This is a genomic window from Albidovulum sp. (genome assembly GCF_041919395.1).
GTDB lineage: Bacteria > Pseudomonadota > Alphaproteobacteria > Rhodobacterales > Rhodobacteraceae > Albidovulum.
Genome location: NZ_JAYRTX010000057.1, coordinates 1 through 21822, shown reverse-complemented (window position 1 = coordinate 21822; position 21822 = coordinate 1). Strand labels below are relative to the sequence as shown.

At 67.7% G+C, this 21822-nt stretch carries 24 protein-coding genes and 1 pseudogene; 17 read left to right on the top strand and 8 right to left on the bottom strand.

Going from position 1 to position 21822, the window contains the following annotated elements; translation table 11 throughout:
• The 3 genes from ACMUOO_RS10865 to ACMUOO_RS10855 all read left to right on the top strand — a co-directional run.
• Positions 1–416 (top strand): DUF455 family protein (locus ACMUOO_RS10865; RefSeq protein WP_413855221.1); only part of this gene is annotated, 416 nt, incomplete at its 5' end.
• 190 nt (positions 417–606) lie between these two features.
• Positions 607–1926: a M23 family metallopeptidase gene (locus ACMUOO_RS10860; protein ID WP_301920144.1), complete on the top strand. Its 1320-nt coding sequence runs from the start codon at positions 607–609 to the stop codon at positions 1924–1926.
• Entirely contained in the window at positions 1916–2413 is a 498-nt protein-coding gene (locus tag ACMUOO_RS10855) for a bactofilin family protein (RefSeq protein WP_301920143.1), read from the top strand. Before ACMUOO_RS10860 ends, ACMUOO_RS10855 begins: the two co-directional genes overlap by 11 nt.
• Before the next feature lie 86 nt (positions 2414–2499).
• Here ACMUOO_RS10855 and ACMUOO_RS10850 read toward each other — a convergent pair whose 3' ends face one another.
• Positions 2500–2787, bottom strand: coding sequence for a hypothetical protein (locus ACMUOO_RS10850; protein ID WP_413855219.1), 288 nt, complete (start codon positions 2785–2787; stop codon positions 2500–2502).
• Between the two features lie 30 nt (positions 2788–2817).
• Complete coding sequence (locus tag ACMUOO_RS10845) at positions 2818–4704, bottom strand: heavy metal translocating P-type ATPase (protein WP_301920141.1); 1887 nt, start codon at positions 4702–4704, stop codon at positions 2818–2820.
• 274 nt (positions 4705–4978) lie between these two features.
• Here ACMUOO_RS10845 and aroQ point away from each other — a divergent pair, with 274 nt between their 5' ends.
• Positions 4979–5416, top strand: coding sequence for a type II 3-dehydroquinate dehydratase (gene aroQ, locus ACMUOO_RS10840; protein WP_301920140.1), 438 nt, complete (start codon positions 4979–4981; stop codon positions 5414–5416).
• A gap of 5 nt (positions 5417–5421) precedes the next feature.
• Entirely contained in the window at positions 5422–6186 is a 765-nt protein-coding gene (locus ACMUOO_RS10835) for an aldolase/citrate lyase family protein (RefSeq protein WP_301920139.1), read from the top strand.
• Positions 6187–6250: 64 nt separating this feature from the next.
• Here the strand turns inward: ACMUOO_RS10835 and ACMUOO_RS10830 are convergent, their stop codons facing one another.
• Complete coding sequence (locus ACMUOO_RS10830; protein ID WP_301920138.1) at positions 6251–7285, bottom strand: DUF475 domain-containing protein; 1035 nt, start codon at positions 7283–7285, stop codon at positions 6251–6253.
• A gap of 228 nt (positions 7286–7513) precedes the next feature.
• On the opposite strand from ACMUOO_RS10830, the gene ACMUOO_RS10825 reads away from it, so the two are divergent.
• Positions 7514–7663: a hypothetical protein gene (locus ACMUOO_RS10825; RefSeq protein ID WP_301920137.1), complete on the top strand. Its 150-nt coding sequence runs from the start codon at positions 7514–7516 to the stop codon at positions 7661–7663.
• A 125-nt stretch (positions 7664–7788) separates the two neighbouring features.
• The gene (locus ACMUOO_RS10820; RefSeq protein WP_301920136.1) at positions 7789–8298 is read left to right on the top strand and encodes a flavin reductase family protein; all 510 of its coding nucleotides are present in this window, start codon (positions 7789–7791) and stop codon (positions 8296–8298) included.
• 7 nt (positions 8299–8305) lie between these two features.
• Here ACMUOO_RS10820 and ACMUOO_RS10815 read toward each other — a convergent pair whose 3' ends face one another.
• Positions 8306–9676, bottom strand: a complete 1371-nt coding sequence (locus ACMUOO_RS10815) for a DUF4147 domain-containing protein (RefSeq protein ID WP_301920135.1) — start codon at positions 9674–9676, stop codon at positions 8306–8308.
• Between the two features lie 121 nt (positions 9677–9797).
• On the opposite strand from ACMUOO_RS10815, the gene ACMUOO_RS10810 reads away from it, so the two are divergent.
• Together ACMUOO_RS10810 and ACMUOO_RS10805 are read left to right on the top strand one after the other, a co-directional pair.
• Complete coding sequence (locus tag ACMUOO_RS10810) at positions 9798–10166, top strand: ArsR/SmtB family transcription factor (protein WP_301920145.1); 369 nt, start codon at positions 9798–9800, stop codon at positions 10164–10166.
• Between the two features lie 141 nt (positions 10167–10307).
• Positions 10308–10736: pseudogene (locus tag ACMUOO_RS10805) on the top strand (IS5 family transposase); the annotation flags it as partial.
• Between the two features lie 315 nt (positions 10737–11051).
• Here the strand turns inward: ACMUOO_RS10805 and ACMUOO_RS10800 are convergent.
• Positions 11052–11387, bottom strand: coding sequence for a hypothetical protein (locus ACMUOO_RS10800; RefSeq protein WP_413855226.1), 336 nt, complete (start codon positions 11385–11387; stop codon positions 11052–11054).
• On the opposite strand from ACMUOO_RS10800, the gene ACMUOO_RS10795 reads away from it, so the two are divergent.
• The 8 genes from ACMUOO_RS10795 to ACMUOO_RS10760 all read left to right on the top strand — a co-directional run bounded on the left by ACMUOO_RS10795 (position 11295) and on the right by ACMUOO_RS10760 (position 19794).
• On the top strand, positions 11295–12458 hold the full coding sequence (locus tag ACMUOO_RS10795) for a serine/threonine protein kinase (RefSeq protein ID WP_413855223.1): 1164 nt from the start codon (positions 11295–11297) through the stop codon (positions 12456–12458). The genes ACMUOO_RS10800 and ACMUOO_RS10795 overlap by 93 nt on opposite strands.
• A gap of 140 nt (positions 12459–12598) precedes the next feature.
• On the top strand, positions 12599–13327 hold the full coding sequence (locus ACMUOO_RS10790) for an FHA domain-containing protein (protein ID WP_301920132.1): 729 nt from the start codon (positions 12599–12601) through the stop codon (positions 13325–13327).
• Positions 13311–14201, top strand: coding sequence for a PP2C family protein-serine/threonine phosphatase (locus tag ACMUOO_RS10785; protein WP_301920131.1), 891 nt, complete (start codon positions 13311–13313; stop codon positions 14199–14201). The genes ACMUOO_RS10790 and ACMUOO_RS10785 overlap by 17 nt, the downstream gene beginning before the upstream one ends.
• 4 nt (positions 14202–14205) lie before the next feature.
• Positions 14206–15438 carry a hypothetical protein gene (locus tag ACMUOO_RS10780; protein WP_301920130.1) on the top strand — a complete coding sequence of 411 codons (1233 nt, stop codon included), beginning with the start codon at positions 14206–14208 and terminating at the stop codon, positions 15436–15438.
• An 11-nt stretch (positions 15439–15449) separates the two neighbouring features.
• Positions 15450–17531 carry a dynamin family protein gene (locus tag ACMUOO_RS10775; RefSeq protein WP_301920129.1) on the top strand — a complete coding sequence of 694 codons (2082 nt, stop codon included), beginning with the start codon at positions 15450–15452 and terminating at the stop codon, positions 17529–17531.
• Positions 17528–18523 carry a hypothetical protein gene (locus tag ACMUOO_RS10770; protein ID WP_301920128.1) on the top strand — a complete coding sequence of 332 codons (996 nt, stop codon included), beginning with the start codon at positions 17528–17530 and terminating at the stop codon, positions 18521–18523. The genes ACMUOO_RS10775 and ACMUOO_RS10770 overlap by 4 nt, the downstream gene beginning before the upstream one ends.
• Positions 18524–18601: 78 nt before the next feature.
• Positions 18602–18955, top strand: coding sequence for a hypothetical protein (locus tag ACMUOO_RS10765; protein ID WP_413855213.1), 354 nt, complete (start codon positions 18602–18604; stop codon positions 18953–18955).
• On the top strand, positions 18952–19794 hold the full coding sequence (locus ACMUOO_RS10760) for a hypothetical protein (RefSeq protein ID WP_413855212.1): 843 nt from the start codon (positions 18952–18954) through the stop codon (positions 19792–19794). Before ACMUOO_RS10765 ends, ACMUOO_RS10760 begins: the two co-directional genes overlap by 4 nt.
• 64 nt (positions 19795–19858) lie before the next feature.
• Here the strand turns inward: ACMUOO_RS10760 and ACMUOO_RS10755 are convergent, their stop codons facing one another.
• The 3 genes from ACMUOO_RS10755 to menC form a co-directional block, all read right to left on the bottom strand.
• The gene (locus tag ACMUOO_RS10755; protein WP_301920125.1) at positions 19859–20131 is read right to left on the bottom strand and encodes a helix-turn-helix domain-containing protein; all 273 of its coding nucleotides are present in this window, start codon (positions 20129–20131) and stop codon (positions 19859–19861) included.
• A 123-nt stretch (positions 20132–20254) separates the two neighbouring features.
• Entirely contained in the window at positions 20255–20965 is a 711-nt protein-coding gene (locus tag ACMUOO_RS10750) for a GNAT family N-acetyltransferase (RefSeq protein ID WP_301920124.1), read from the bottom strand.
• On the bottom strand, positions 20962–21822 hold an 861-nt coding region (gene menC, locus ACMUOO_RS10745; RefSeq protein WP_413855209.1), incomplete at its 5' end, for an o-succinylbenzoate synthase. The genes menC and ACMUOO_RS10750, both read right to left, overlap by 4 nt.

Sequence of the window (21822 nt, the reverse complement as noted above, 5' to 3'; positions counted from 1 at the left end):
CCCTGCCCGCCCATGCCTTCATGTGGCGTGCGGCCGAGGACACGGCGCATGACCTCCATGGAAGGCTCGCCGTCGTGCCCATGGTGCTGGAGGCACGCGGGCTCGACGTGACGCCGGGGATGATCGGAATCTTCGAACGCGCCGGCGAGGCTGCGGCCGTCGCGGCCCTGCGCACGATCTACGCCGAGGAAGTCGGTCATGTCGCCTACGGGGTGAAGTGGTTCAACTGGCTTTGCGGACGCGACGGGCTCGACCCGAAGGAGGTCTTTCACGCCCTCGTCCGCAGGTATTTCCATGGGCCCCTGAAGCCCCCGTTCAATACCGAAAAGCGCGCCGAGGCGGGACTGCCGCCAGATTTCTACTGGCCGCTCGCCGACGAGGTGGCCGAGGCGCCGGGCACCGCCGGCTTCCGCTAACCCGAGGGAAACCCACGACATGCGCCATGCCCGGTCGGCGAGAATCTGCCGAAACCGGCGGCTTCCGGCCCGACAGTCGGCGGCGGCCGGCTTAATCCTTGCCCGTCGCAGAGACGGACGCTAATCCCGAACCAGCGGGACCTGTGGGGATGGGTCCGGCCAAATGCGATAACGACTACGGGGGATCGGCGTGCCAGCGCGACTCATCGGCCGTTTCAACGCTGCCTTGGAAAGACGTATTCCGGAACAGCGCCTGTTCCTGCGATCGGACTCCGAGACGCGCTTCATCCGGCTGAGGCCGGTCACCCAGGCCGTCGCGATGGCGGGCTTCTCGCTTCTCCTGGCCTGGACGATCGTCGCCACGGCGATCCTCCTCATGGATTCGATCGGCTCGGGCAGCGCCCGGGAACAGGCGCGGCGCGAACAGGCCAACTACGAGGCCCGCCTCGATGCGCTCTCGGTCGAGCGCGACCAGCGGGCCCAGGAGGCGGTGGCGGCGCAGGAGCGCTTCGCCCTTGCCATGCGGCAGGTATCGGCGATGCAGTCGGCACTCCTTGCCTCGGAAGAACGGCGCAAGGAACTGGAAACCGGAATCGGCGTGATCCAGGCGACGCTCCGGCGGACGATGGGTGAACGCGACCAGGCGCTTGCCCGCGTCACCGAGCTGGCGGCCGTTGCCTCCGAGGGGCCGCAGACCGCCGCCAGCGCGGCGCCTTCCGGCGCCGATGTGGCCGACACGCTGGGCGTGCTCACGGCCGCCCTCGGACGTACCGCCGCCGAACGCGACGCGATGGCCGAACTGGCCGACGCGGCGAAGTCCGAGGCCGACGAAGTCGCCTACGAGAAACGTCTTCTGGAAGAACGTCACGACGAGATCTTCGCGAGTCTCGAGGAGGCGGTCACGATCTCGATGGCCCCGCTCGACAAGATGTTCTCTTCCGCGGGCCTCGATCCCGACGATCTCATCGAACAGGTGCGCCGTGGCTACTCGGGCCAGGGCGGCCCGCTCGGGCCCCTCGTCCCGCCGGTCGCCGCGGGCAGCGACGACAGCGCGGAGCGTGCCGGCCGCATCCTCGAAGGCCTCGACCGGATGAATCTCTACCGGCTCGCGGTCGAGAAGGCACCCTTTGCCATGCCGCTCAAGACCTCGTTCCGCTACACCTCGGGCTTCGGGCGCCGCTGGGGCCGGGCGCACGAAGGCATCGACATGGCCGGCGCCCTTGGCTCGCCCGTCTATGCCACCGCCGAAGGCACGGTCGTCCACGCCGGGTGGGAATCGGGCTACGGCAACATGGTCGAGATCCGGCACGAGTTCGGCCTCGCCACCCGCTATGGGCATCTTTCAAAGGTGCGCGTGGAGGTCGGCCAAAGGGTCTCGCGCGGCGACAGGATCGGTGATATGGGGAATACTGGCCGCTCTACTGGCACCCATCTCCACTACGAGGTGCGCACGGGCGGCACTGCTGTGAACCCGATGACGTTTATCAAGGCGGCGAACAATGTTTTCTAAGAGCAGGATCAACGAACCCGGACCCAAATCGGCGGCGCCGACCGAACAGCCGAAGGCGCCCGAACCTGCTGCGCCGAAACCCGCCTTCGACTACCTGTCCTCCGCCCCCAAGCCGAAGCCCGGCGCTTCGGTCCTGTCGGCGGACCTGACCATCACCGGCAACGTGAAGACCTCGGGCGACATCCAGATCGAAGGCGTGGTCGAGGGCGATATCCGCGCGCATCTGCTGACCGTGGGCGAAAGCGCCACGATCAAGGGCGAGATCGTCGCGGACGACATCGTGGTGAACGGCCGCGTGATCGGCCGGGTGCGCGGCCTCAAGGTGCGACTCACCTCCACCGCGCGGGTGGAAGGGGACATCATCCACAAGACGATCGCGATCGAAAGCGGCGCGCATTTCGAAGGCTCTGTGCAGCGTCAGGAAGATCCGCTGTCGACGGGTGCCCCGAAGCTCACCGTGGCGCCGACAACCGCCGCGGGCAACTGACGCAAGCGTGATTGTCGTGAGTGCCGGGGCGGTTCCGCCCCGGTTTTTCCTTTTCCGCGGGGGTCGGCGCCCGGGTGGCCGGCGCATCAATCCTGTTTCCGTCTGGACCTCAGGGCGCGCAGCCGGCTCAGCACCGGCTTGACGTCAAGCCCGATCACGAGAACGCCAAGCGGGATCATCCAGAACCCGAGCACCGGCAGGAACCCCACGATCCCCCCCGCGACGAGGCAAAGACCGAGAAGCGTCCGCACCCCGGGCGGCACGCGCCGCCGGATCCGGACGAGAATCCGCTTGAGCCGCGCCTTGAGGGATTTCCAGCTGTCCATCCGGCCCATATGGAGCGAATCGCACAGGCCGGAAAGCCCCCGCGACATCCGCCGCGCCCTTTCCCCCGTCCGCCTTGCTCACGCCGCAGCCGCCGCCCCCGCCGGATGCGCTGCGGCAACCGCGATCCTGCGCGGCACCACCCGGAGCGCCCGGAGCGCGTTCAGGATCACCGCCACGTCGATCACCTCCTGCAGGAGCGCACCCTCCACCGGTTGCAGGTATCCGAGCGCCGCCGCGACCATGCCGAGGACGGAAAGGCCGATCCCAGCGACCACGCTCTGCAGCGCGATGCCGCGGGCGCGCCGCGCGATCTCCATTCCCGCGCAGAGACGGTCGAGGCGGTCGACGAGCAGCACGACCTCGGCCGCCTCGGCCGAAGCCGCGGCGCCCCGCGCGCCCATCGCCACGCCGACATCGGCCGCCGCCAGCGCCGGGGCGTCGTTCACCCCGTCGCCCACCATCATCACCGGCCCGTCCTTCCGCTCGGTCAGGACGAGAAGCACCTTCTGGTCGGGCTTCAGTTCTGCCCGGAGCGCGTCGAAGCCGAGCCCGCGGGTGACATGCTCGGCGACGTCGGCGCGGTCGCCGGTGGCGAGAAGGATGCGCCCCACGCCCTCCTGCCGCAGCGCCTGCAGCGTTGCTGCCACGTCGGGACGGAGCGGGTCCGCCATCACCAGCCGCGCGGCGAGACGGCCATCCACCGCCACGGCGACGAGCACGGCGCCGACCGCCCCCTCGGGCGCGGGCTCCGGCTCGAGGCCGAGCCGCTCGCGCACGAAGCCGTGGCCGCCGACCACGACGGCGCGGCCCTCCACCCGCCCGGCGACCCCCTCGCCCGGAATCTCCGCGACCTCCGACGGCACCGGCAGCGCGAGCCCCCGCGCCACTGCGGCGGCGACCACCGCCTGCGCCACGGGATGTTTCGAGGCCTGCTCCAGCGCGGCAGCGAGCCGCAGGATCTCCGTCTCCCCCGCGCTGCCAAGCCGCTCGATCGCCACGATCTGCGGCCGCCCGTCCGTCAGCGTCCCGGTCTTGTCGAGGATGAGCGTGCGGATTCGCGCCATCGCCTCCAGTGGCTTGGCGCCCTTCACCAGCACGCCGTACTCCGCCGCCCGGCTGAGGCCCGCCACCAGCGCCACCGGCACGGCGAGGATGAGCGGACAGGGCGTCGCCACCACCAGCACCGCCACGGCCCGAACCGGATCGCCAGTCCCCCACCACGCCGCCGCCGCTATCGCAACCGTGACAGCCAGAAATCCCAGCGCCCAGCGGTCCGCCAGCCGCGCCATCGGCGCACGCGAGGCCTGCGCAGCCTCCACGAGGCGGACGATCCCGGCATAGGTGCTCTCCTTCGCCCGCCGCGTCGCCAGAAGGTCGAAGGCCTCGCCCGAATTGGTCGATCCGCTCATCGCCTCGTCACCGGCGGCGAGGCGCACCGGCAGCGACTCGCCGGTCAGTGCCGACGTGTCGAGGAAGGCCGAACCGGCCGCCACAGTCCCGTCGACCGGCACCACATCGCCCTGCCGGATCAGAAGCCGGTCGCCCGGCGCGATGGCATCGAGCGCGACCTCCTCCAGCGCGCCGTTGCGGTGGCGCGTGGCGCTGCGCGGCACGCGCGCAAGAAGGCCGGCCATCTCGCGCCGCGCCCGCCCCTCCGCGAAGCTCTCGAGGAAGGTACCGCCGGCATACATCACAGCGACGACCGCGGCCGCCAGCGCCTCGCCGGTGGCCAGTGCCGCCGACATGGAAAGCGCCGCGACGATGTCGAGCCCGACATCCCCGCGCCTGAGGCTCTCGACGATCTCGCGGACGAGCGTGCCGAGGACCGGCAGGACGCCGAGGCTCCAGACAAGGGCCGCGAGGTCCGCCCGCCCGGTGAGGCGCAAGCCGAGACCGGCCAGAAGCCCGCCCAGCGCCACGGCGATCAGCGCCACCTTCCAGCCTTCGCCCGGCGCACGCTCCATCTGTGCCTGTTTCCTTCCGCCCGCCGCGCCCACGCGTCGCAGCCTGCCACGCCGGCGGGATCATCGCCCGCCCACGCAGCGGCGTCGAGTCTCCGGACGTATCCGCGCGCCCTTGCCGCACCCGGGCCTGCCGCGCCAGACCATCGCGCCGCGCCGGCCGCGACGCAGCCCGGCAACAGCCGGCGGACTTGCCGCCGGCCCCGGCACCACTGGCGTTGCGGCCCGCGGCTCTTTCTCCCATCATCGACGCGGCAACGGCGTGCGGAAGGCTCCCATGAAACCGATCCTCGTCCTGAACGGACCCAATCTGAACCTCCTCGGCACACGCCAGCCCGAGATCTACGGGCGCGAAACGCTGGCCGACGTCGAGGCGCTCTGCGCCGCCACCGCGGCGGCGCACGGCCTCTCGGTCACCTGCCGGCAGTCGAACCGGGAATACGAACTCATCGACTGGGTGCAGGCGGCAAGAAGCGAAAATGCCGCCATCGTCATCAATCCCGGCGCCTTCAGCCATACCTCGGTCGCCCTCCTCGACGCGCTCAACGCCTTCGAGGGGCCGGTGATCGAGGTCCATATCTCCAACATCCACAAGCGCGAGCCCTTCCGCCACCATTCCTACGTCTCCAACCGTGCCGAGGCGGTGATCGCCGGCGCGGGGGTTCAGGGCTACGCCTTCGCCGTCGAACGGGCGGCACGACTCCTGAAGGGATAAGGCCCATGGAGATGCCCGGGAACCGCTTCAAGGCCCGCCTCGCAGCGGGCGAGCTTCAGTTCGGTCTCTGGTCCACGATCCCGGAGCCCACGGCGGTGGAGGCGCTTGCGGGCGCCGGCTTCGACTGGATGGTGCTCGACACCGAGCACACTCCCGTCGAGGTCGCGGCGGTCCTGCCGCTCCTGCAGGCGATGGCACCCTGGCCGACCGCACCTGTGGTGCGGCCGAGCGTCAACGACACAGCGCTCATCAAGCGCCATCTCGACCAGGGCGCACAGACCCTTCTCATCCCCTACATCCAGAGCCGGGCCGAAGCCGAGGCGGCGGTCGCCGCCACCCGCTACCCGCCCACCGGGGTCCGCGGCGTGGCCGGCACGATGCGGGCGGCAGGCTACGGGCGGATCAGCGGCTACCACGGAAAGGCCGACGCCGAAGTCTGCCTCCTCCTCCAGGTCGAGACCGCCCTCGCCCTCTCGCGGCTCGAGGACATCGCGACGACCGAGGGGGTGGACGGCATCTTCATCGGCCCTGCCGATCTCGCCGCCTCGATGGGCCGCCCGGGCCAGACCGGCCATCCGGAGGTGCGCGCGGCCGTCCTCGACGCCGTCGCCCGGCTCGGGCGGCTCGGGCGGCCGGCGGGGCTTCTGACCCAGGACGAGGCATTCGCACGGGCCTGCATCGACGCCGGCGCCCGCTTCGTCGCCCTCGCCGTTGACATGTCGCTCCTCGTCGGCGCCGCCGACGCGCTCGCCGCCCGCTTCCGCGCCTGACCGGCGCAATCCGCCCTCACAGAGGTGTGGAAACCTTCGCCGGATGCCTCCCGGGGCCGACCGGTCAGGCGTTCTGGCGGCGGTTGTGCAGGATGGAGGAAACGAGCGCGACGCCGATGAAGGCAGAGCCCAGCACGCCCGTCACCAGTTCGGGGATATGCCAGAGCGTCTGGGCGAACATGATCATGCTCAGGACGAGGATCGAGTAGAACGCCCCGTGCTCCAGGTAGCGAAACTCCGACAGCGTCTTGCGTTCCACCAGCATGATCGTCATCGAGCGGACATACATCGCGCCGATGCCGAGGCCGATGGCGATGAGGAAGAGGTTGTGGGTCAGAGCGAAGGCGCCAATCACGCCGTCGAAGCTGAACGAGGCGTCGAGCACCTCAAGGTATAGGAACGCGCCGAGCCCGCCTGCCGCCGCCGTGCGCGCCGCCTCGCGCTGGTCAAGGACATGGCCGAGGACCTCGACCGCGAGAAAGGTCAGGAGCCCCCCCACCGAGGCGAAAAGGAACGGGCCGACCTCCTCGCCCGGCATCACCGAGGCGAAAAGCATCACGACAACGAGGACGAAGGCGATCTCGAGCCCGCGGACAGAGGCACAGCGGCGAAGCTGGCATTCGAGCGCGCGGATCCAGTCCACCTCCTTGCCCTCGTCGATGAAGTAGCGCAACGCCACCATCATCAGGAAGGTCCCGCCGAAGGCCGCGATGGACAGATGCGCCCCCGCGATGATCTCGGCGTATTCGTCGGGACGCAACGCCGCCAGTCGCAGCGCCTCCCAGGGGCCGATGCCCGCCGCCACGACGACGATGAGCAGCGGGAAGATGATCCGCATGCCGAAGACGGCGATGAGTATGCCCCAGGTCAGGAAGCGGTGCTGCCAGACCGGCGTCATCTGTTCCAGCTTGTTGGCGTTGACGATGGCGTTGTCGAAGGAAAGCGAGATTTCCAGGATCGCCAGCACCACCCCGATGAGGAAGAAGCTCGTCGCGCCGGCCAGCCCGTGCCCGTATCCCCAGCCGAGCCAGAAGGCGAGCGCGAGGCCCGCCGCCGTGAACAGGAAGGCCCAGCGGAAATAGTGGATGGCAGTGGACATGAAGGGCTCCGTTCCGGCCCTGCAGGGGCCGATGGGGTTAGCCGCGACATAGGGGGGCGGGCGGCAAAGAGCAAGGCGCGCGCGCCGGACGACACCGGCGCGGGCCCTGAATCGTGCCCGCGCGACAACATTGGGCCGCCGCGACAAGGGCCGCGAATTGTCATCCCCGCGCCGCAAAGGCGCCCCGTTTGCCGGGCATACCGGTACCTGTCAGCCGAGGAGGTTACGATGGACTTTGTTTCCCAGTTCTCTTTCGATGAAATCGCTGCCAGCCTGCTGGCCTGCCTCGTGATCCGCGAGCTGATGATCCTCGCGCTCCCCGACCATATCGCCGGCCCCGGCGGCTGGCTCGTCGATACCGGCGAGGAAGAGGTCTGAACCGCGACCTCGCAATCCCGCGCGGGATCGTGCCCGTGCGGGTAGCCAATTGCTCCGGAATGTGATCTTTCTGCCGCCGCGGCGACCGCCCTCATGCGGTCCGGGACATGGCAGCGGAACCGGGCATGGATATCATCACGCCAGACGGGAGCGGCGAGGGGCGCGACGGAAAGCGGGCCTTCCGCGCGGCGCTCGGGCGCTACGCCACCGGGGTGACCGTGGTCACGACGCAGACCGCGAAGGGACCCGTGGGCATTACCGCCAACAGCTTCACCTCGGTCTCGCTCGATCCGCCGCTCGTGCTCTGGTGCCCGGCGAAAGCCTCGGCACGCTTCACCGCCTTCACCGAGGCTGGGCATTACGCTATCCACGTCCTCGCAGCCGATCAGCTCGACCTCTGCCACCGCTTCGCGCGCGCGGGCGGCGACTTCGCGGGGCTCGACCCCGGCGCGACACCCGAGGGGCTGCCGCTGCTCCCCGGTTGCCTGGCCCGCTTCGACTGCGCGGCCCATGCCGTGCATGACGGCGGCGATCACGCGATCCTCGTCGGCCGGGTGCTGCGCGCCTTCGTTCGCCAGGGCACGCCACTTCTCTTCTGGCACGGCCGCTACGGCGACTTCCTCCACCGCGACTGAGCCGGCATCAGCCCCGCAGGAAGACCGCGAGGTCGCCGACGTCTGTCCCGGTCGGCCCGCTCCGGTAGACCGCGCCGATCCATTCCAGGACCTCGGCGGCGCGGCCGCGGCTACGCGCCTCCTCCGCGTCGATCCCGGCCGCGCCGAGCTCCTCGAGCGTATCGCTGTCCACCACGACCCCTGGGGCAAGACCCGCCGCGCCGCCGCCGTCGCTGGCTGTCAGGAGAAGCACCCAGGGCCCGGCCAGGCGGCGGTCGCGCGCCAGCATCGCAAAGCGCAGGCCGAGGTCCGCATGCCGCGGCCGGGCTGCGCCTGCGACGAGCGGCGCCCGGAGCGTGAGCGCCGCGACGCCCGTTCCGCCGACCGGCGCGTCGGTCTCCGGGCCGGGAAGAAGCGCGCCCTGGGGCGTGGACTCCAGCCCGAAGGTGCAGCCCGCCCCCGGCCCGACGCCCGCGGCAAGCGCGAAAAGCTCGTGCACGATCTCTTCCGGCATGCCCTGCAAGGGCCGCGCCACGGCGCGGACGCCGCAATCCGCCATGGCCGAGACCGCGAGCGCATTCGACGCCACGACCCGCAGCCGCGGCCGTGCGCCTTCCCGCGCTGCCGGCACCGGCGCCGCAAGGCGGTCCAGCACGCGGACCGGCAGACGTTCCCAGAGCCCGTAGAGTTCGAGGAGCGCCCGCGCCGTCACCCGGCTGCCGAGCGGCGGGGCGAACATGCCTCCGGCAAGCCGCCTCGGGTCGGCTCCGCCCTCGGCGTCCGCGACGGCGAGCGCCGTCACCCTGGAGCCGGCGAGCAGGGCCGCGAGCCCGCCGCCCTCCAGCCGCGAAAGCTGCTGGCGGACGAGCAGGACCTCGTCCGCTCCCGCGCCGGCACCGCGCATGAGCCCCTCGACCGCAGAGAGGTCGGCGAGCGTGGCGGCGCCTGCCGGTGCCGGCAGCATCCGCGCCGCCCCGGCCGACAGAAGAACGAGCGCCGCGTCCTCCGGCCCGAGGCGGGCAAGCGCCGCCTCCGCCGCCTCGGCGGCACGCAGGCCCGCGGGGTCCGGGTCAGGCCAGCCTGCCGCGAGAACGCGCGCGCCCTCGACCGGTCGGGCGGCGACGGGATCGGTGACGATCAGCGTCTCGCAGGGGCCGAGATGGCCGCGCGCCGCCAGGGCCATCTCGCGGGCGAACCGGCCAGCCGCGAAGATGAAGCGCCGGCCTCCGGGTCCGGGCGCCGCAACAGGACCTGTGAGAAGTGTCCGCAGAACCGCCTCCCCCGCCGCCGAAGCAGCGAGCCCGGCCGCAACGATGCGGCGCGCCTCGGCACGCAGGATCCCGATCTCAGCCCCCATCGCCGCGAAGGATCGCCGAGCGCGGGGCTTACGTAAAGTCATCTGCTGGCGCCCGGTGAACCGGTCGGCGCAACTCCGCCGCAACGTCGCGCTGCGCCGAAGCGCCGCAGGGCTGGCGCCGCGGCCGTGTTTCGCCTACATTTCGTCGAAAATCAGGATGACCATGCCCCTGAGCGAGCCGCACCCCCGTTTCGACCCGACCGGCCTTCCGCCGCAGTGCGCCGTCGCGCCCGCGGAAATGCTGGCACGCGCGGACGAAGCCTCGAACTTCCTCAAGGCGCTGGCGCACGAAGGGCGGCTGATGATCCTGTGCCACCTTTCCACGGGCGAGAAATCGGTGACCGAACTCGAAATCCTGCTCGCCTCGCGGCAGGCGGCGGTCAGCCAGCAGCTCGCCCGTCTCCGCCTCGAGGGCCTCGTCGCTGCCCGCCGTGACGGCAAGGCCATCTACTACTCGCTCGCCGATACCCGGGCCGAACGGCTCGTCGCGACGCTTTACGACATCTTCTGCAAGGATGCCGCGGCCGAGTGACGGCGCGCAGTCGGAAGCGACGGGGGGACTGCGGCGTGGTGCCCCGATACAGCAACGAAATGCTTAATAAATGGGTATCAAGGTGCATCGAACACAGTCTAGGTGTTTGATCCCACGGTTTGATGGCGCGATCCTTTCACAGGAATGGAAGGAAGCAACATGGGACAAGTTCGTCATGGGAGCGCCACGACCACGTTCGCCGTCACGGATGCCGATTGGCGCCCGATCCGCTTCTTCATGACTGCAGGACAGGTCAGTGACTACACGGGAGCCGCCGCTCTTCTCGATAGTTTGCCGAAGGTGGGCTGGTTGCTGGCCGACCGCGGAAACGATGCCGACTGGTTCGGGGATGCGTTGAAATACAAGGGGATACGTCCTTGCATCCCCGGTCGGAAGTCTCGCGGCATGGCCGTCCGATACGACAAGCGACGGTACCGGCGCCGCAACCGGATCGGGATCATGTTCGGTCGGCTGAAGGACTGGCGCAGGCTCGCAACCCGCTACGACAGGTGCGCCAAGACCTTCCTCTCAGTCGTCGCCCTCGCCGCTACCGTCATGCTCTGGCCTTGAGGATCAATGAGTCTGGAGCCTAGCGACCACGCCGGATGAGATATCCTCGTACCTCACCTGGTCGCCGTCGCCGCCACCAGTCCCACCGTCGATAAGGTCATTGCCGGCGCCTTCACGGAAGAAGTCAGAATCGTCGCCGCGAAAGAGGATGTCATTGGACAATGACAGGGGCGGCGGCACAACGGCATTAATTGGCGGAGCCTATTCCGGTTCTGCTCGCGCATGGCCAACATCCACCGGTTTGTTGCCATCTTTCGGGCGCATTTTCTGACGACTGTGTCGGATAGTTGACGGCCTTCGGGCTGTGCATTTCTGTCACCATTCACCCAGGGAACAGAATTGGACCAGTCGGCGAACATAGGAGTTGTCGGTCAACTCGATTCCTTCGGGGACGAATTGTCGCCGGGGACGGTATTGTGCGGCGGGCAATACACGATCGAATCCTATCTGAATTCCGGCGGGTTCGGGATCACATACCTCGCGCGCGACAGTCTTGGCCGCAAGATCGTCATCAAGGAGTGCTTTCCCGGAGCGATCTGCTGCCGCACGCGGAGTACGGTGCGACTTCGCTCGAAAGGCAGCGCGCCGGAATTCAGCAAGATACTCGACCTGTTCGAGAAGGAAGCCCGCGCCCTGTCGGAGCTTCAGCATCCCTACATCGTCGGGGTTCACCAGATCTTCAAGGACAACGACACCGCCTACATGGCGCTGGACTTCGTCGACGGGCGCGACCTGCTCCACGTGATCGAGGCGGAGCCGGGCCGACTGACCCCCAAGGAGATCAAGGAACTGCTGATCAAGGTGCTCGATGCCGTTGCCTACATGCACGACCGCGACATCCTTCACCGCGACATTTCCCCCGACAACATCCTGCTCGAACCCGACAATTCGCCGGTCCTCATAGATTTTGGCGCGGCACGGGAAAGTGCGACGCGCGTGAGCCGGGTTCTCTCGAAGGTTCTGACCGTCAAGGACGGCTATTCGCCCCAGGAACTCTACCTTGCCGGAAGCGAGCAGGCGTTTTCCAGCGATCTTTATGCGCTGGCCGCGACGTTCTACCATCTCGTTTCGGGACAAGCGCCGCCGAGCAGCCAGGTACGGCTGGCAGCGGTAGCGAAGAACCTGAAGGACCCGCTGGAGCCGCTGACCCCGGTGAAGATCAGGGGTTATGACAGCTTTTTCCTCGACGCCATCAACCGCTGCCTCAGCATATTCCCGAACGAGAGGCTCCAGAATGCAGCGGAATGGCGCGACCTCATCGACACCCAGCGGCGACAGCTGCGCTTGCTGGAAGAGGCGCGAAACGACCGCGAAATGGAGAAGCGCATCGCCCAGCTCGTCCAGGACTCGCAGCGTCAGTTGCAGTTAGAGTCGCCCGCGGAGCATTTCGCGCTGCCGCCTGAAACCTCCGCCCCGAAACCTGCTCCGGGCATGACATCCCGGCGGGTTTTCTCGGCTGCGGGTCACCTCAGCGCCGGTGCGCCGCTTGACGAGGCGGCACCCGATCTGGCCGAACCGGAGCCGGAAACCGGTGCGGACATCCCCGTTTCCTCGATGTGGAATGTCGTCCCGCTGGATGAACCTGCCGACGACATTGAAACCGACGAGGCCGAAATTCCCGAACGGCAAGAGACCGTGCTCGGCCGGTTCTTCGCCGGTTCGTACATCTTCCGCGTTTTCGGGGCCACCCTCGGCCCGAAGCTGAAAGAGGTGAGCAGGTGAGATATCTGAGAGACGTCATCGTACGCAAGCGGCCGCTGCCTTCGCCCGCGCCCCCAAGCGACGCCGAAGGATCGGAACAGGTTTCAGACTTTTTCGATCTCGATGCCGTGCGCGAAAGACTCCAGGAACTCGAAGGCGCCGTGGAACCGACGCCTGAAACACCTGCCGCTCTGCCGCAATTGGAGAGACGCGGCCCGGTCGGCGCGACGACCGAGTCCCCCCCGAAGAAGCAGATATGGGACATAGAAGACGCCGACCGCGACGACGGTGCCGCGCAGCCGGCACAAGCGCAGACACGGCGCGCCGCCGCTGACGAGCCTTCGGAAGCAGCGCCGATTGCGCGAGTTCGCATCGGGTCGGATCAAGACCTGAACAAGAGTCCCGCAGCCACAGCCGCGGCGCGGGTGAAGACCCGGATCATCGGATTCCACGCGGGCGGCGTGAAGGACGACGTGTTCGCCGCGGAACGGGCGGCACCGGCGGCGAAGGGGCGGTTTCCGGCCGGCTGGCTCGTGATTGTCGACGGCCCCGGACGGGGCACGTCGTTCATGATCGGTGCAGGCGTCTCGACCATCGGTCGCGGCGCCGACCAGACGGTCTGCCTGGATTTCGGCGACACCAGCATCTCGCGCGATAACCATGCCTCGATCGCCTACGACGACGAACAGAACCGGTTCTTCGTGGGCCACGGCGGCAAGTCGAACATCGTACGCAGGAACGGGACTCCCGTTCTGGCCACCGAAGATCTCGCTGATGCCGACCTGATCCGGATCGGCAAGACGACACTTCGTTTCGTGGCCCTCTGCGGACCCGATTTCACCTGGGGCTCGACGGAAGACAGGCAGGACACCGATGCCCCGGAAAGCTGAGATCGAAATCGACGCGGCCTCCGCGCTCGACCGAGGCGCAAGGTCGCGTCAGGAGGACGCGCTCGCGACCTCGTTTGCACAGGGTGCCGAGATCGGATTCGCGGTGCTGTCGGACGGCATGGGCGGACATGCCGCAGGCGACGTGGCGAGCCGGATCATCGTCGCCGAGATCTTCGCCGATCTGACGTTGCGGATTGCGGATCCAGACTTGTCCGAAACCGACATACCGAAGTTGCTTCGCAGTGCAATGAATGTCGCCAACCACCGCATCCGCGCGCGGATCAAAGCGGCGCCCGAGACCGCTGGCATGGGCGGCACGGTGATTGTGGCCGTGGTTCTGGCGGGCCGTCTCTATTGGATATCGGTCGGGGACTCGCCGCTCCTTCTTTATCGCGACGGCCGACTTACCCGTCTCAATGACGATCATTCGATGGCGCCGCAGATCGACCTGATGGTCAGGAAGGGCCTTATCGACCCGGAAATCGGCCGCAACCATCCGCAGCGAAATTGCCTCACGTCCGCCCTGACCGGTGATGAAATAACGGTGATCGATTGCCCGGATCGACCGTTTGCGCTGCAAAACGGCGACCTGGTACTGGTCGCCAGCGACGGGCTTCAGTTCCTCCCGGACGAAAGGTTGGAACTGGTTCTGGCGCGTGCGGCGGCCGAACATAGCGCTTCGATCGCCAGCGCCTTGATCGCTGAAGTCGCGGCCCTGGGCGATCCGGAACAGGACAACATCTCCGTGGTCGTTCTGAAGGCCTCCAACCCGACGCCTGAGCGGCGTCTGGCGGGTTGGCTCTCGCCTTCGACGATGCTGCGGGCGTGGAGCGGCGCGTTCTCCCCGGCGCGGCACCTCGGGACAAGGAGCTGACACCGTGGCATCGCTCGCGCCCAGCACCCGGAAGACACTGGAAGACCTCGAGGCCGTGCTCGCCTCCGCCGCACTCCCGCCGCGAATCGCCCGGAACTGCGAGTACCTCGTCGATAGGTTGCGCCGCCCGATCCGCGTGGGGCTGATCGGGTTTGAAGCAGAACAGCGCAAGCGCCTGCTCGCCGCCCTCCTCGGGACCGAAGTTCTGCCGGTGCGGATGGCCTGGCCGACCATGGAGATTGGCTTCGCAGAGCGAGCGCACACGAGGGCGACGTTGGCGGACGCGAGCACGCTCGCCGCCGATGGAATGCCGATCGGCGACCTCCTGGAGCGCGGTGCGGTCTTCCTGAAGGTCGGCGCCCCGCTTGGAGCGCTGCGGCGCGTGACGTTCCTCTATCTTGCAGCCGGCGAGGACGCGGCAGAGCAGTCGGCGGCACTCCGCTGGGCCGCGCGCCGGATGGATTTCGCCCTCTGGTGCACGCGGGACTTCTCCCCTCTCGAGGCTCGTATCTGGAACGAGGCCGCACGCGAGTTGAAGAACCACGCTTATCTGGTCGTCTTCGCACCACAACCCGAGGTTGGCGGTCTGCGCGACCGGATGCCGCCGGATTTCGAACGCGCGATATTCCTGCCGGGCGGCCCCGCCGCGCACGGAAGCGGCGCCACGGACATGCAGACCGGGGCGCAGCGGTTGCTCGGGCAACTCGTCGCCGACATCGATCAGGCGATTGCGGAAGACCTCGATGCGGCGCAGCTTCTCCTGCATCGGTGCGGTCAAGGGATCGTCACGGCAAAGCCAGAACCGCAACGGCACCCGGAGCCGTCGCCCGCCACGGCCAGTCGCCCGGCCCCTGGGCAGGCGGAACCGCCCGAGAGCACGGGAATTGCCGGCATGGTCGATCTCGTGTCCGAGCCGCTCATCTTTCTCAGGCGCATGTCACGCGACCTGTTCGAGGCGATGGAATGGCACGACGCGGACGCCGCCGACTGGGCGGGGGAAGTCCTGGGACGCTGCTGCGAGATTACCGACGGGCTTCGAGACCACGCAGCCGATTGGCCGGAGGACGAGGGTGCGGCCTGTGCGCTTCGGGCGCTCGTCGACGACGCCTCCGACATGGCGACGCTGCTGCAGATTGAGGGCGGCCCCGCGCAGGCATTGGATGCCGCCGCGTTGTTGCTCCAACTCCGTTCCGCATTCGAGGCATGTCTGGCCGGGCCCGGAATCCCCCTGAATTAAGGAGATCGACGATGAACGCCGAACCAAGAATCGCAGGGCAGGACGAAGCCACGTCCAAGGGCGAGTTGACCCGGTCGGCGTTTTCCAGGTTGCAGGCGTTTGCCGAGCGGATCCGCAAGCTCGAAACCGCCGTGGACGCGATTGCCGATGCAGGCGGGGACACTGCCCACGCGGCCACACGAAAGCTCAAGCGCCAGATCCGCAGCTTTGAGCCATCGGTCACGATGATCGGCCAGGTGAAGGCGGGCAAGACCACGCTGGTGAATGCGTTGGCCGGTTGGCCCGGCCTCCTGCCCGCCGACATCAACCCTTGGACCTCGGTGGTGACGTCACTTCACCTCGATCCCGCAACACGGAGCGGCTCGGGAAGGGCGAAGTTCCGCTTCTTCGACGAGGATGAATGGAGCCGCCTTCTCAACCGGGGGGGGCGCGTCGGTGAGCTCGCGGCCCGCGCCGGCGCGCACAAGGAGCTCGAGAAAGTACGGCGCCAGCTTGAGGAAATGCGCGAGAAGTCGCGCCAGCGGCTTGGTCGGAAGTTCGAGTTGCTGATGGGTCAGGAGCACGAATACGGCTACGTCGATCAGGAACTGGTGCAGCGATACGTCTGCCTCGGCGACGATCTCGGAAGCGACACCTCCGCCGACCAGAAACAGGGACGGTTCGCCGACATCACGAAGTCGGCCGATCTCTATCTCGGACAACCCGATCTGCCGCACCGTCTCTGCATCCGCGACACGCCCGGCGTGAACGACACGTTCATGATACGCGAACAGATCACCGTCAACGCCATCCGCGAGAGCCGGCTCTGCGTCGTGGTGCTTTCCGCGCATCAGACCCTGTCGACCGTCGACATGGCGCTGATCCGCCTGATCTCCAACATCCGGTCGCGCGAGGTGATCATCTTCGTCAACCGGATCGACGAGCTGAACGATCCCGTTCGAGAGTCGGAAGAAATCCGCAAGAGCATCGTAGCCACCCTCGAGGCCCTCAACGGTCCGACCGAAGCCGAGATCATTTTCGGCAGCGCGTTCTGGGCGGTTCACGCTCTGTCCCACGTCTACAAGGACCTCGGGAAGGCGAGTTCGAAGGCGCTGATCGAATGGGCAGAACACAAATTGCGCTCCGGCGTGGTGCCCGGAACGGTGCACGAGACGATCTGGAAGATCTCGGGTATTCCGGCGCTCTGCGAGGCGATCTCATCCCGGATCGATTCCGGCGAGGGTGCCGAGTTCGAGGAGCGCATCGTCCGTTCGGCGCGAAACATCGCAACCAGCATCGAGGCGTCGCGGCAGGTCGTGTCGAAGCGGATGGCAGACGATGCGGTTACGCCCGTGGCATCCGCAGACATCGGCCGCGAACTCGACATCATTGCCCGGCGCAACCTCGATCTTCTTGACGCGGAAATGGGCAAACTGATCTCGGGGCTCGAGAGCAGACTCATGGGCGCGCGGCGATCCTTCCTCGGTCGCGCCACAGCCTCGCTGATCCGCCACCTCGAGGACTATGGCGATCACGAGATATGGACATACGATCCGGCAGGCCTGCGGCTGCTGTTGAGCTCGGCCTATCGGGTCTTCGCAGCAAGGGCGGCGAATACGAGTGAGAAGGTCTTCGCCGCCACCGCTGCCGATATCCGGACCCTCTATGTCGGCGCGTTCCAGCTTTCCGAAGACGCCACAACGATCGAGGCCCCGGTGGTGCAGAACCCGCCTCCGCCGGTCATCCTCGGCAGCACCATCGCGCTCGATGTGAAGGGAAACTGGTGGACGAGCTGGTGGCGCCGCCGCAGGAGCTACCAGAATTTCGCCGAGGAGTACTCGGCGCTGATAGACGCCGAGATCGAGCCGTTCCTGGTCTCGCTTCGCGCCGATCACGCGGAGGTCTACGCCCATGCGGCACGGCAGATCCTCAAGGAATTCATCGACGCCCAGAGGGCACACCTGCTGGATCTCGCAAGCCAGACCGAAATCGGGGTCGACAAGCTTCGGCAACGCGCCGAAGCGGTCGCCATGGATCGGCGAGACGCGCTGAGCGAGACCGTGGTGTTCCTGTCCGAATTGAAACCGCGAAACGAATGGAGGGCTGCGGAATGACGGCCGAACTCAACTCGGCAAGCCCGGTGCTGCCGCGGAAACCCCGGGTCGTCCTGATGGGCGAGTTCAGCGCAGGCAAGAGCACGCTGGCGAACCTACTTCTTAACGAAACGTTTTCGCCCGTGCAGGTGACGGCGACACAGATGCCGCCGATCTGGTACGCGCAGGGCGACGCGCCCGCGATCCGCATCGCGGTGGACGGAACGGAAGAACCGCTCGACTCCGCGCCGCCCGACCTGGTTTCGGTCCGCAGCACCCGCGCAATCCGGAAGTTCGTGCAGGCCGACATTCTCGAAGCTTGCGACATCATCGACATGCCGGGCAGTTCCGACCCGCACATCACCGACGACATCTGGCAACGCATGTTGCCGCTCGCCGACGCGGTGATCTGGTGCACACCCGCTACCCAGGCTTGGCGTCAGTCCGAGGCGGCATTGTGGGAGGAAGCGCCCGGGCGCCTGTTCCCCTGCAGCCTGCTTCTGGTTACCCGCATCGACAAGGTTCTCTCGGCGGGAGACCGGCGGCGCGTGCTAAGTCGCGTGGAACGAGAAGCGGGGCCGTTGTTCCGGGAGGTGATTCCGGTTTCTCTCATCGAGGCCCAGCAAGCCGACGGTGATCCCGACGCCTTGCGATCATCGGGTCTGGAGGCGGTGCTGGCCGGGCTGGAGAAGATCATCGGGGACCTCGAGCCGGTGCTTGCCGGCAAGCCGCATACGGGCGCGTCCGACATCTTTGCTGTGGCGCAGACGGAAACGGATGACATTGACGCAGACGTCGGGGCGGCGGCCCCCGTGCAACTCCGTCCCGCACAGCATGAGGCCGCGCCCGAACGGCCTGTTGTCGCCGAGGCCAAGCCCGTCGAAGCGGCGCCGTCGGGGAGAGGCGAGCAAGCGCCTGTCGGCAGGATCGTACCCCGGCGGGTCGTGTTGCGCACCGGGGAGCAGGGTCAAAGCCGACGACAGCGGCTTCCTGCATCCGCTTCGTTGATCTAGCGGCTGCCCGGGGTTGTCGCGCCCGCCCGGTTGACGCAAGATTGCGCTCTCGAACCAGAGGATTGGTGCGACCCGCTGATGACCCCAACTGCGCTCAAAGCTTTTCGTCGCAAGCTCCCGGATTGCGACCTCGCGGTATATGTGGATCTCGGGTCGCGGACCGTTCTCAGCTGGGATGGCGCCCTTCATTTCCGGCAGGAACACCTCGACGTGCTTTGCGCCTGTGCAGCCGACCTGTTCGACTCGGCCCCCAAGGGGGATGGCCCGGTCGAACACGTGCTGTTCCTGTCACCGACGGGAAGTCGCACCTTCTTCAGGAACCTCGCCGATCCGAACGAAGCCCTGTGCTGCATCTGCGCGGCCGACATCGCCGTAGGTTCGCTGATCAATGCGGTCCGCGCAGCCCTTGCCGGCGAGGATCCTGCGAGATGAGCGATTTCGCGCGATTGAAGGAGATGCTTCGGCGTTCGGCGCGGGACGGAACGGCGCAACCGGGGCGCGTTCGATACGTAACCTGGTCTGACGGCCTTGCCGGCATCCTCGAACAGGTCGACATCGCGGTTGTTGGCCAGCGCCTGAACTTCGAGTTCGACGATGGGTCGCGCCTCGTCTGCGAGGCGTCAGGCCGCCGGCTGGTGCGCCTGCTCGCCCCGCCGCCCGCCGGGCTGACGGCCGAACACATGGCGCTGTTCGGACGCGACGAACTTTCTGTCGGCGACGTCCACGGGCTTTCCATTCTCCTCCGCGGGCTCTGTGAAAGAAGCGCCGGGTTCGCTGCCACTGCGGAACCGCTCGGCGAAGCGGCCGGCCCGGTGCGGGGCGGCGTCGATCCGGGCGCCATCGCCGAGGCAGCGGGCCTGCCCGGCGAGGCAATGCCCGGCACGGGCGAAGGCACGGCGCAAGAGGCGCTCCTCGAAGGACTCCAGCCATTGTTGCAGGCCGTGGTCGTGGTCGAAGGCGAGGAGGCCGCGCTGGCCCAAGGCGAGGGCGATGACGCGGCGCGTCTCGTCGACTGGGTCGAGAACGCGCTTACGAAACTGCTGTCGCCCGCGTTTCCGCTGCTCGGAACACTCGAGACGAACGGTATCCTGGTTTTCGCCTTGCCCGAAGGAGCCGGACGACACTTGATGGTGTCGGGCCGGCGCGGCCAGCTCCTGGTCGCAACGATCAAGGGCTGCGACGTGGCGGCTACCGTTGATCTGTGGCGGAGATCCTGTCAGGGCAATTTGGTCCGAGGCGGGGGCGTGCCAGTCGACAGCGTCCGCTCCTGACCAAATCCAGGCCCTTCGAGCGGTCAGGACATCGCCCGAAATCACCCGCCGGGCGGCGCAGAAATCACACCACGCGCGTGGACACTAACAAGACCCGCGACAGCGCTGAGCCGCTGGAGAAGCCGCAGCGCAGGGCGTTCTCGTCCAGGCCGAGATCGGTGTGCCTCGCAAGGTCGCGCGCCCGGGCGTGGCGCAGGGATTGCCGGTAGCGGGCGGGCGACTGGCCGAGGTCGCGCTGGAACCGCCGGTTGAGGCTGCGTTCCGACAGGTTGGCGCCGCGGGCCAGTTCGGCCCGTGACGGCGGCGCTTCGAGCGTGGCGGCCATCCGTGCCACCACCTTGCGCCGCCGTCAGGAGCGGCGCCCGCGCAGGCCCGGGCAACGATGCATCGGCGGCGACTTGTTCTCGAAGCGGATGTGCAAATCCCCGGCGAGGCGCGGACCCTCCAAAGGATCAGCGGCTCAGATCGTCAGCAGGTAGTGGCGGCGTTTTCGGTCGAAGTCCACGATCCGGCGCCCATTGGCGAGGGCGGCCTGCAACTCCTGGCGCAGGTCGATGCGAAGAGCGCGGGCTTGTTCCGGGTCGTTGCGGGTCAGGGTTTCCAGGTCTTCGGGCAGGGTCACGTTCAGGGGCCCGCAGGGTTGCGTCGGGCGCGGCCGGCCCTCGGCCAGCGCGCTGCTCACCGGTGCGGCCAGATCCCAGTCGACCAGAAGCCTGTCGGAGGCGAGGCCGCTGTTGATGCCCGCCATCTCGCCATAATAGTCGGGCAGGTAGGTGTCTGACGTGGCGCCAAGCCGATGGATGTTCATCGTGGCGTTGACAATGCGAAGCGGATCGAAGGTCCAGCGGACATGGGTGATGCCGCGCTCAAGGCACCAGCGTCGCTGATAGAACTTCAGCCGAACCCCCAGTTGCAGCCCCCGCGCCTCGGGCAGCACGGCCAGCCGGTGGGAATGCTGCACCCGCGTCTCGCGCGTGGGAAAGCCGAAGACATAGCCCAGAAGCTTCTCCGCCGCGAAGGCACCGCCGACAAGGCCGCCTTCGGCCTGAATGACCATCATCAGATCGGCAGGGTCGGGCTGGTCACCTGCGCCCCAGACCGCGCGTTGCAGGTTCTCCGCGGCGCGGAACTCGGCCATGCCCGAGAGGTCGCGGAAGGTGAGGTCGGTCATGCGTTGAAGTCCTGCACCGAAAGCGTTGAAGTGCCCAGATAGTCGAGGTCCAGCGTCACGCCAATGCCCGGCCCCTTCGGCACGGGCATCCGGCCGCCTTCCGTCTCCAGCTTCTGCTCGATGATGTCGCGGGTGAAATATCGGCTGGCCGACGAGGTGTCGCCCGGCTTGGTAAATCCCGGCAGCGTGGACATGTGGATGTTGTGCGCCCGGCCGATGCCGGATTCCAGCATGCCGCCGCACCAGACCGGCACCTGGAAGGATTGGCACAGGTCGTGGATCTGGCGGGCGGCGGCATGTCCGCCCACCCGGCCGACCTTGATGTTGATGACCCGCGCCGCATCGGTCTGCAGCGCCTTGCGGGCGTGGTCCACCGTGCGGATGCATTCATCGAGGCAAAGCGGCGTCCGGATGCGCTTTTGCAGGGTGGCGTGGTCGTGGATGTCGTCCCAGGCCAGAGGCTGTTCGATGTAGTCCAGCGCGAAATCGTCCATCCCCAGGATCAGGTCGCTGTCGGCCAGCGTGTAGCAGCAGTTGGCGTCAACGGTCAGGTGAGCATCGGGGAAGTCGTGGCGCACCGCCTGAAGGAGGGCGATGTCATGGCCGGGCCTTACCTTGAGCTTGATGCGCTTGTAGCCCTGCTGAAGATGGGTCGCCACACGCTCCAGCGTGCCGGCGATGGGGCCGATGCCCAGTGACACGCCGACGTCGACGGCATCGCCTTCGCCTCCCAGCACGGTCTGCAAGGGCAGGCCCAGCGATTTCGCCCAGAGATCCCAGAAGGCCATTTCGACGGTCGCCCGGGCCATGAAGTTCGCCCGCCAGGGGGCGAAGGCCCGAGCCAGCGATTCGGGATG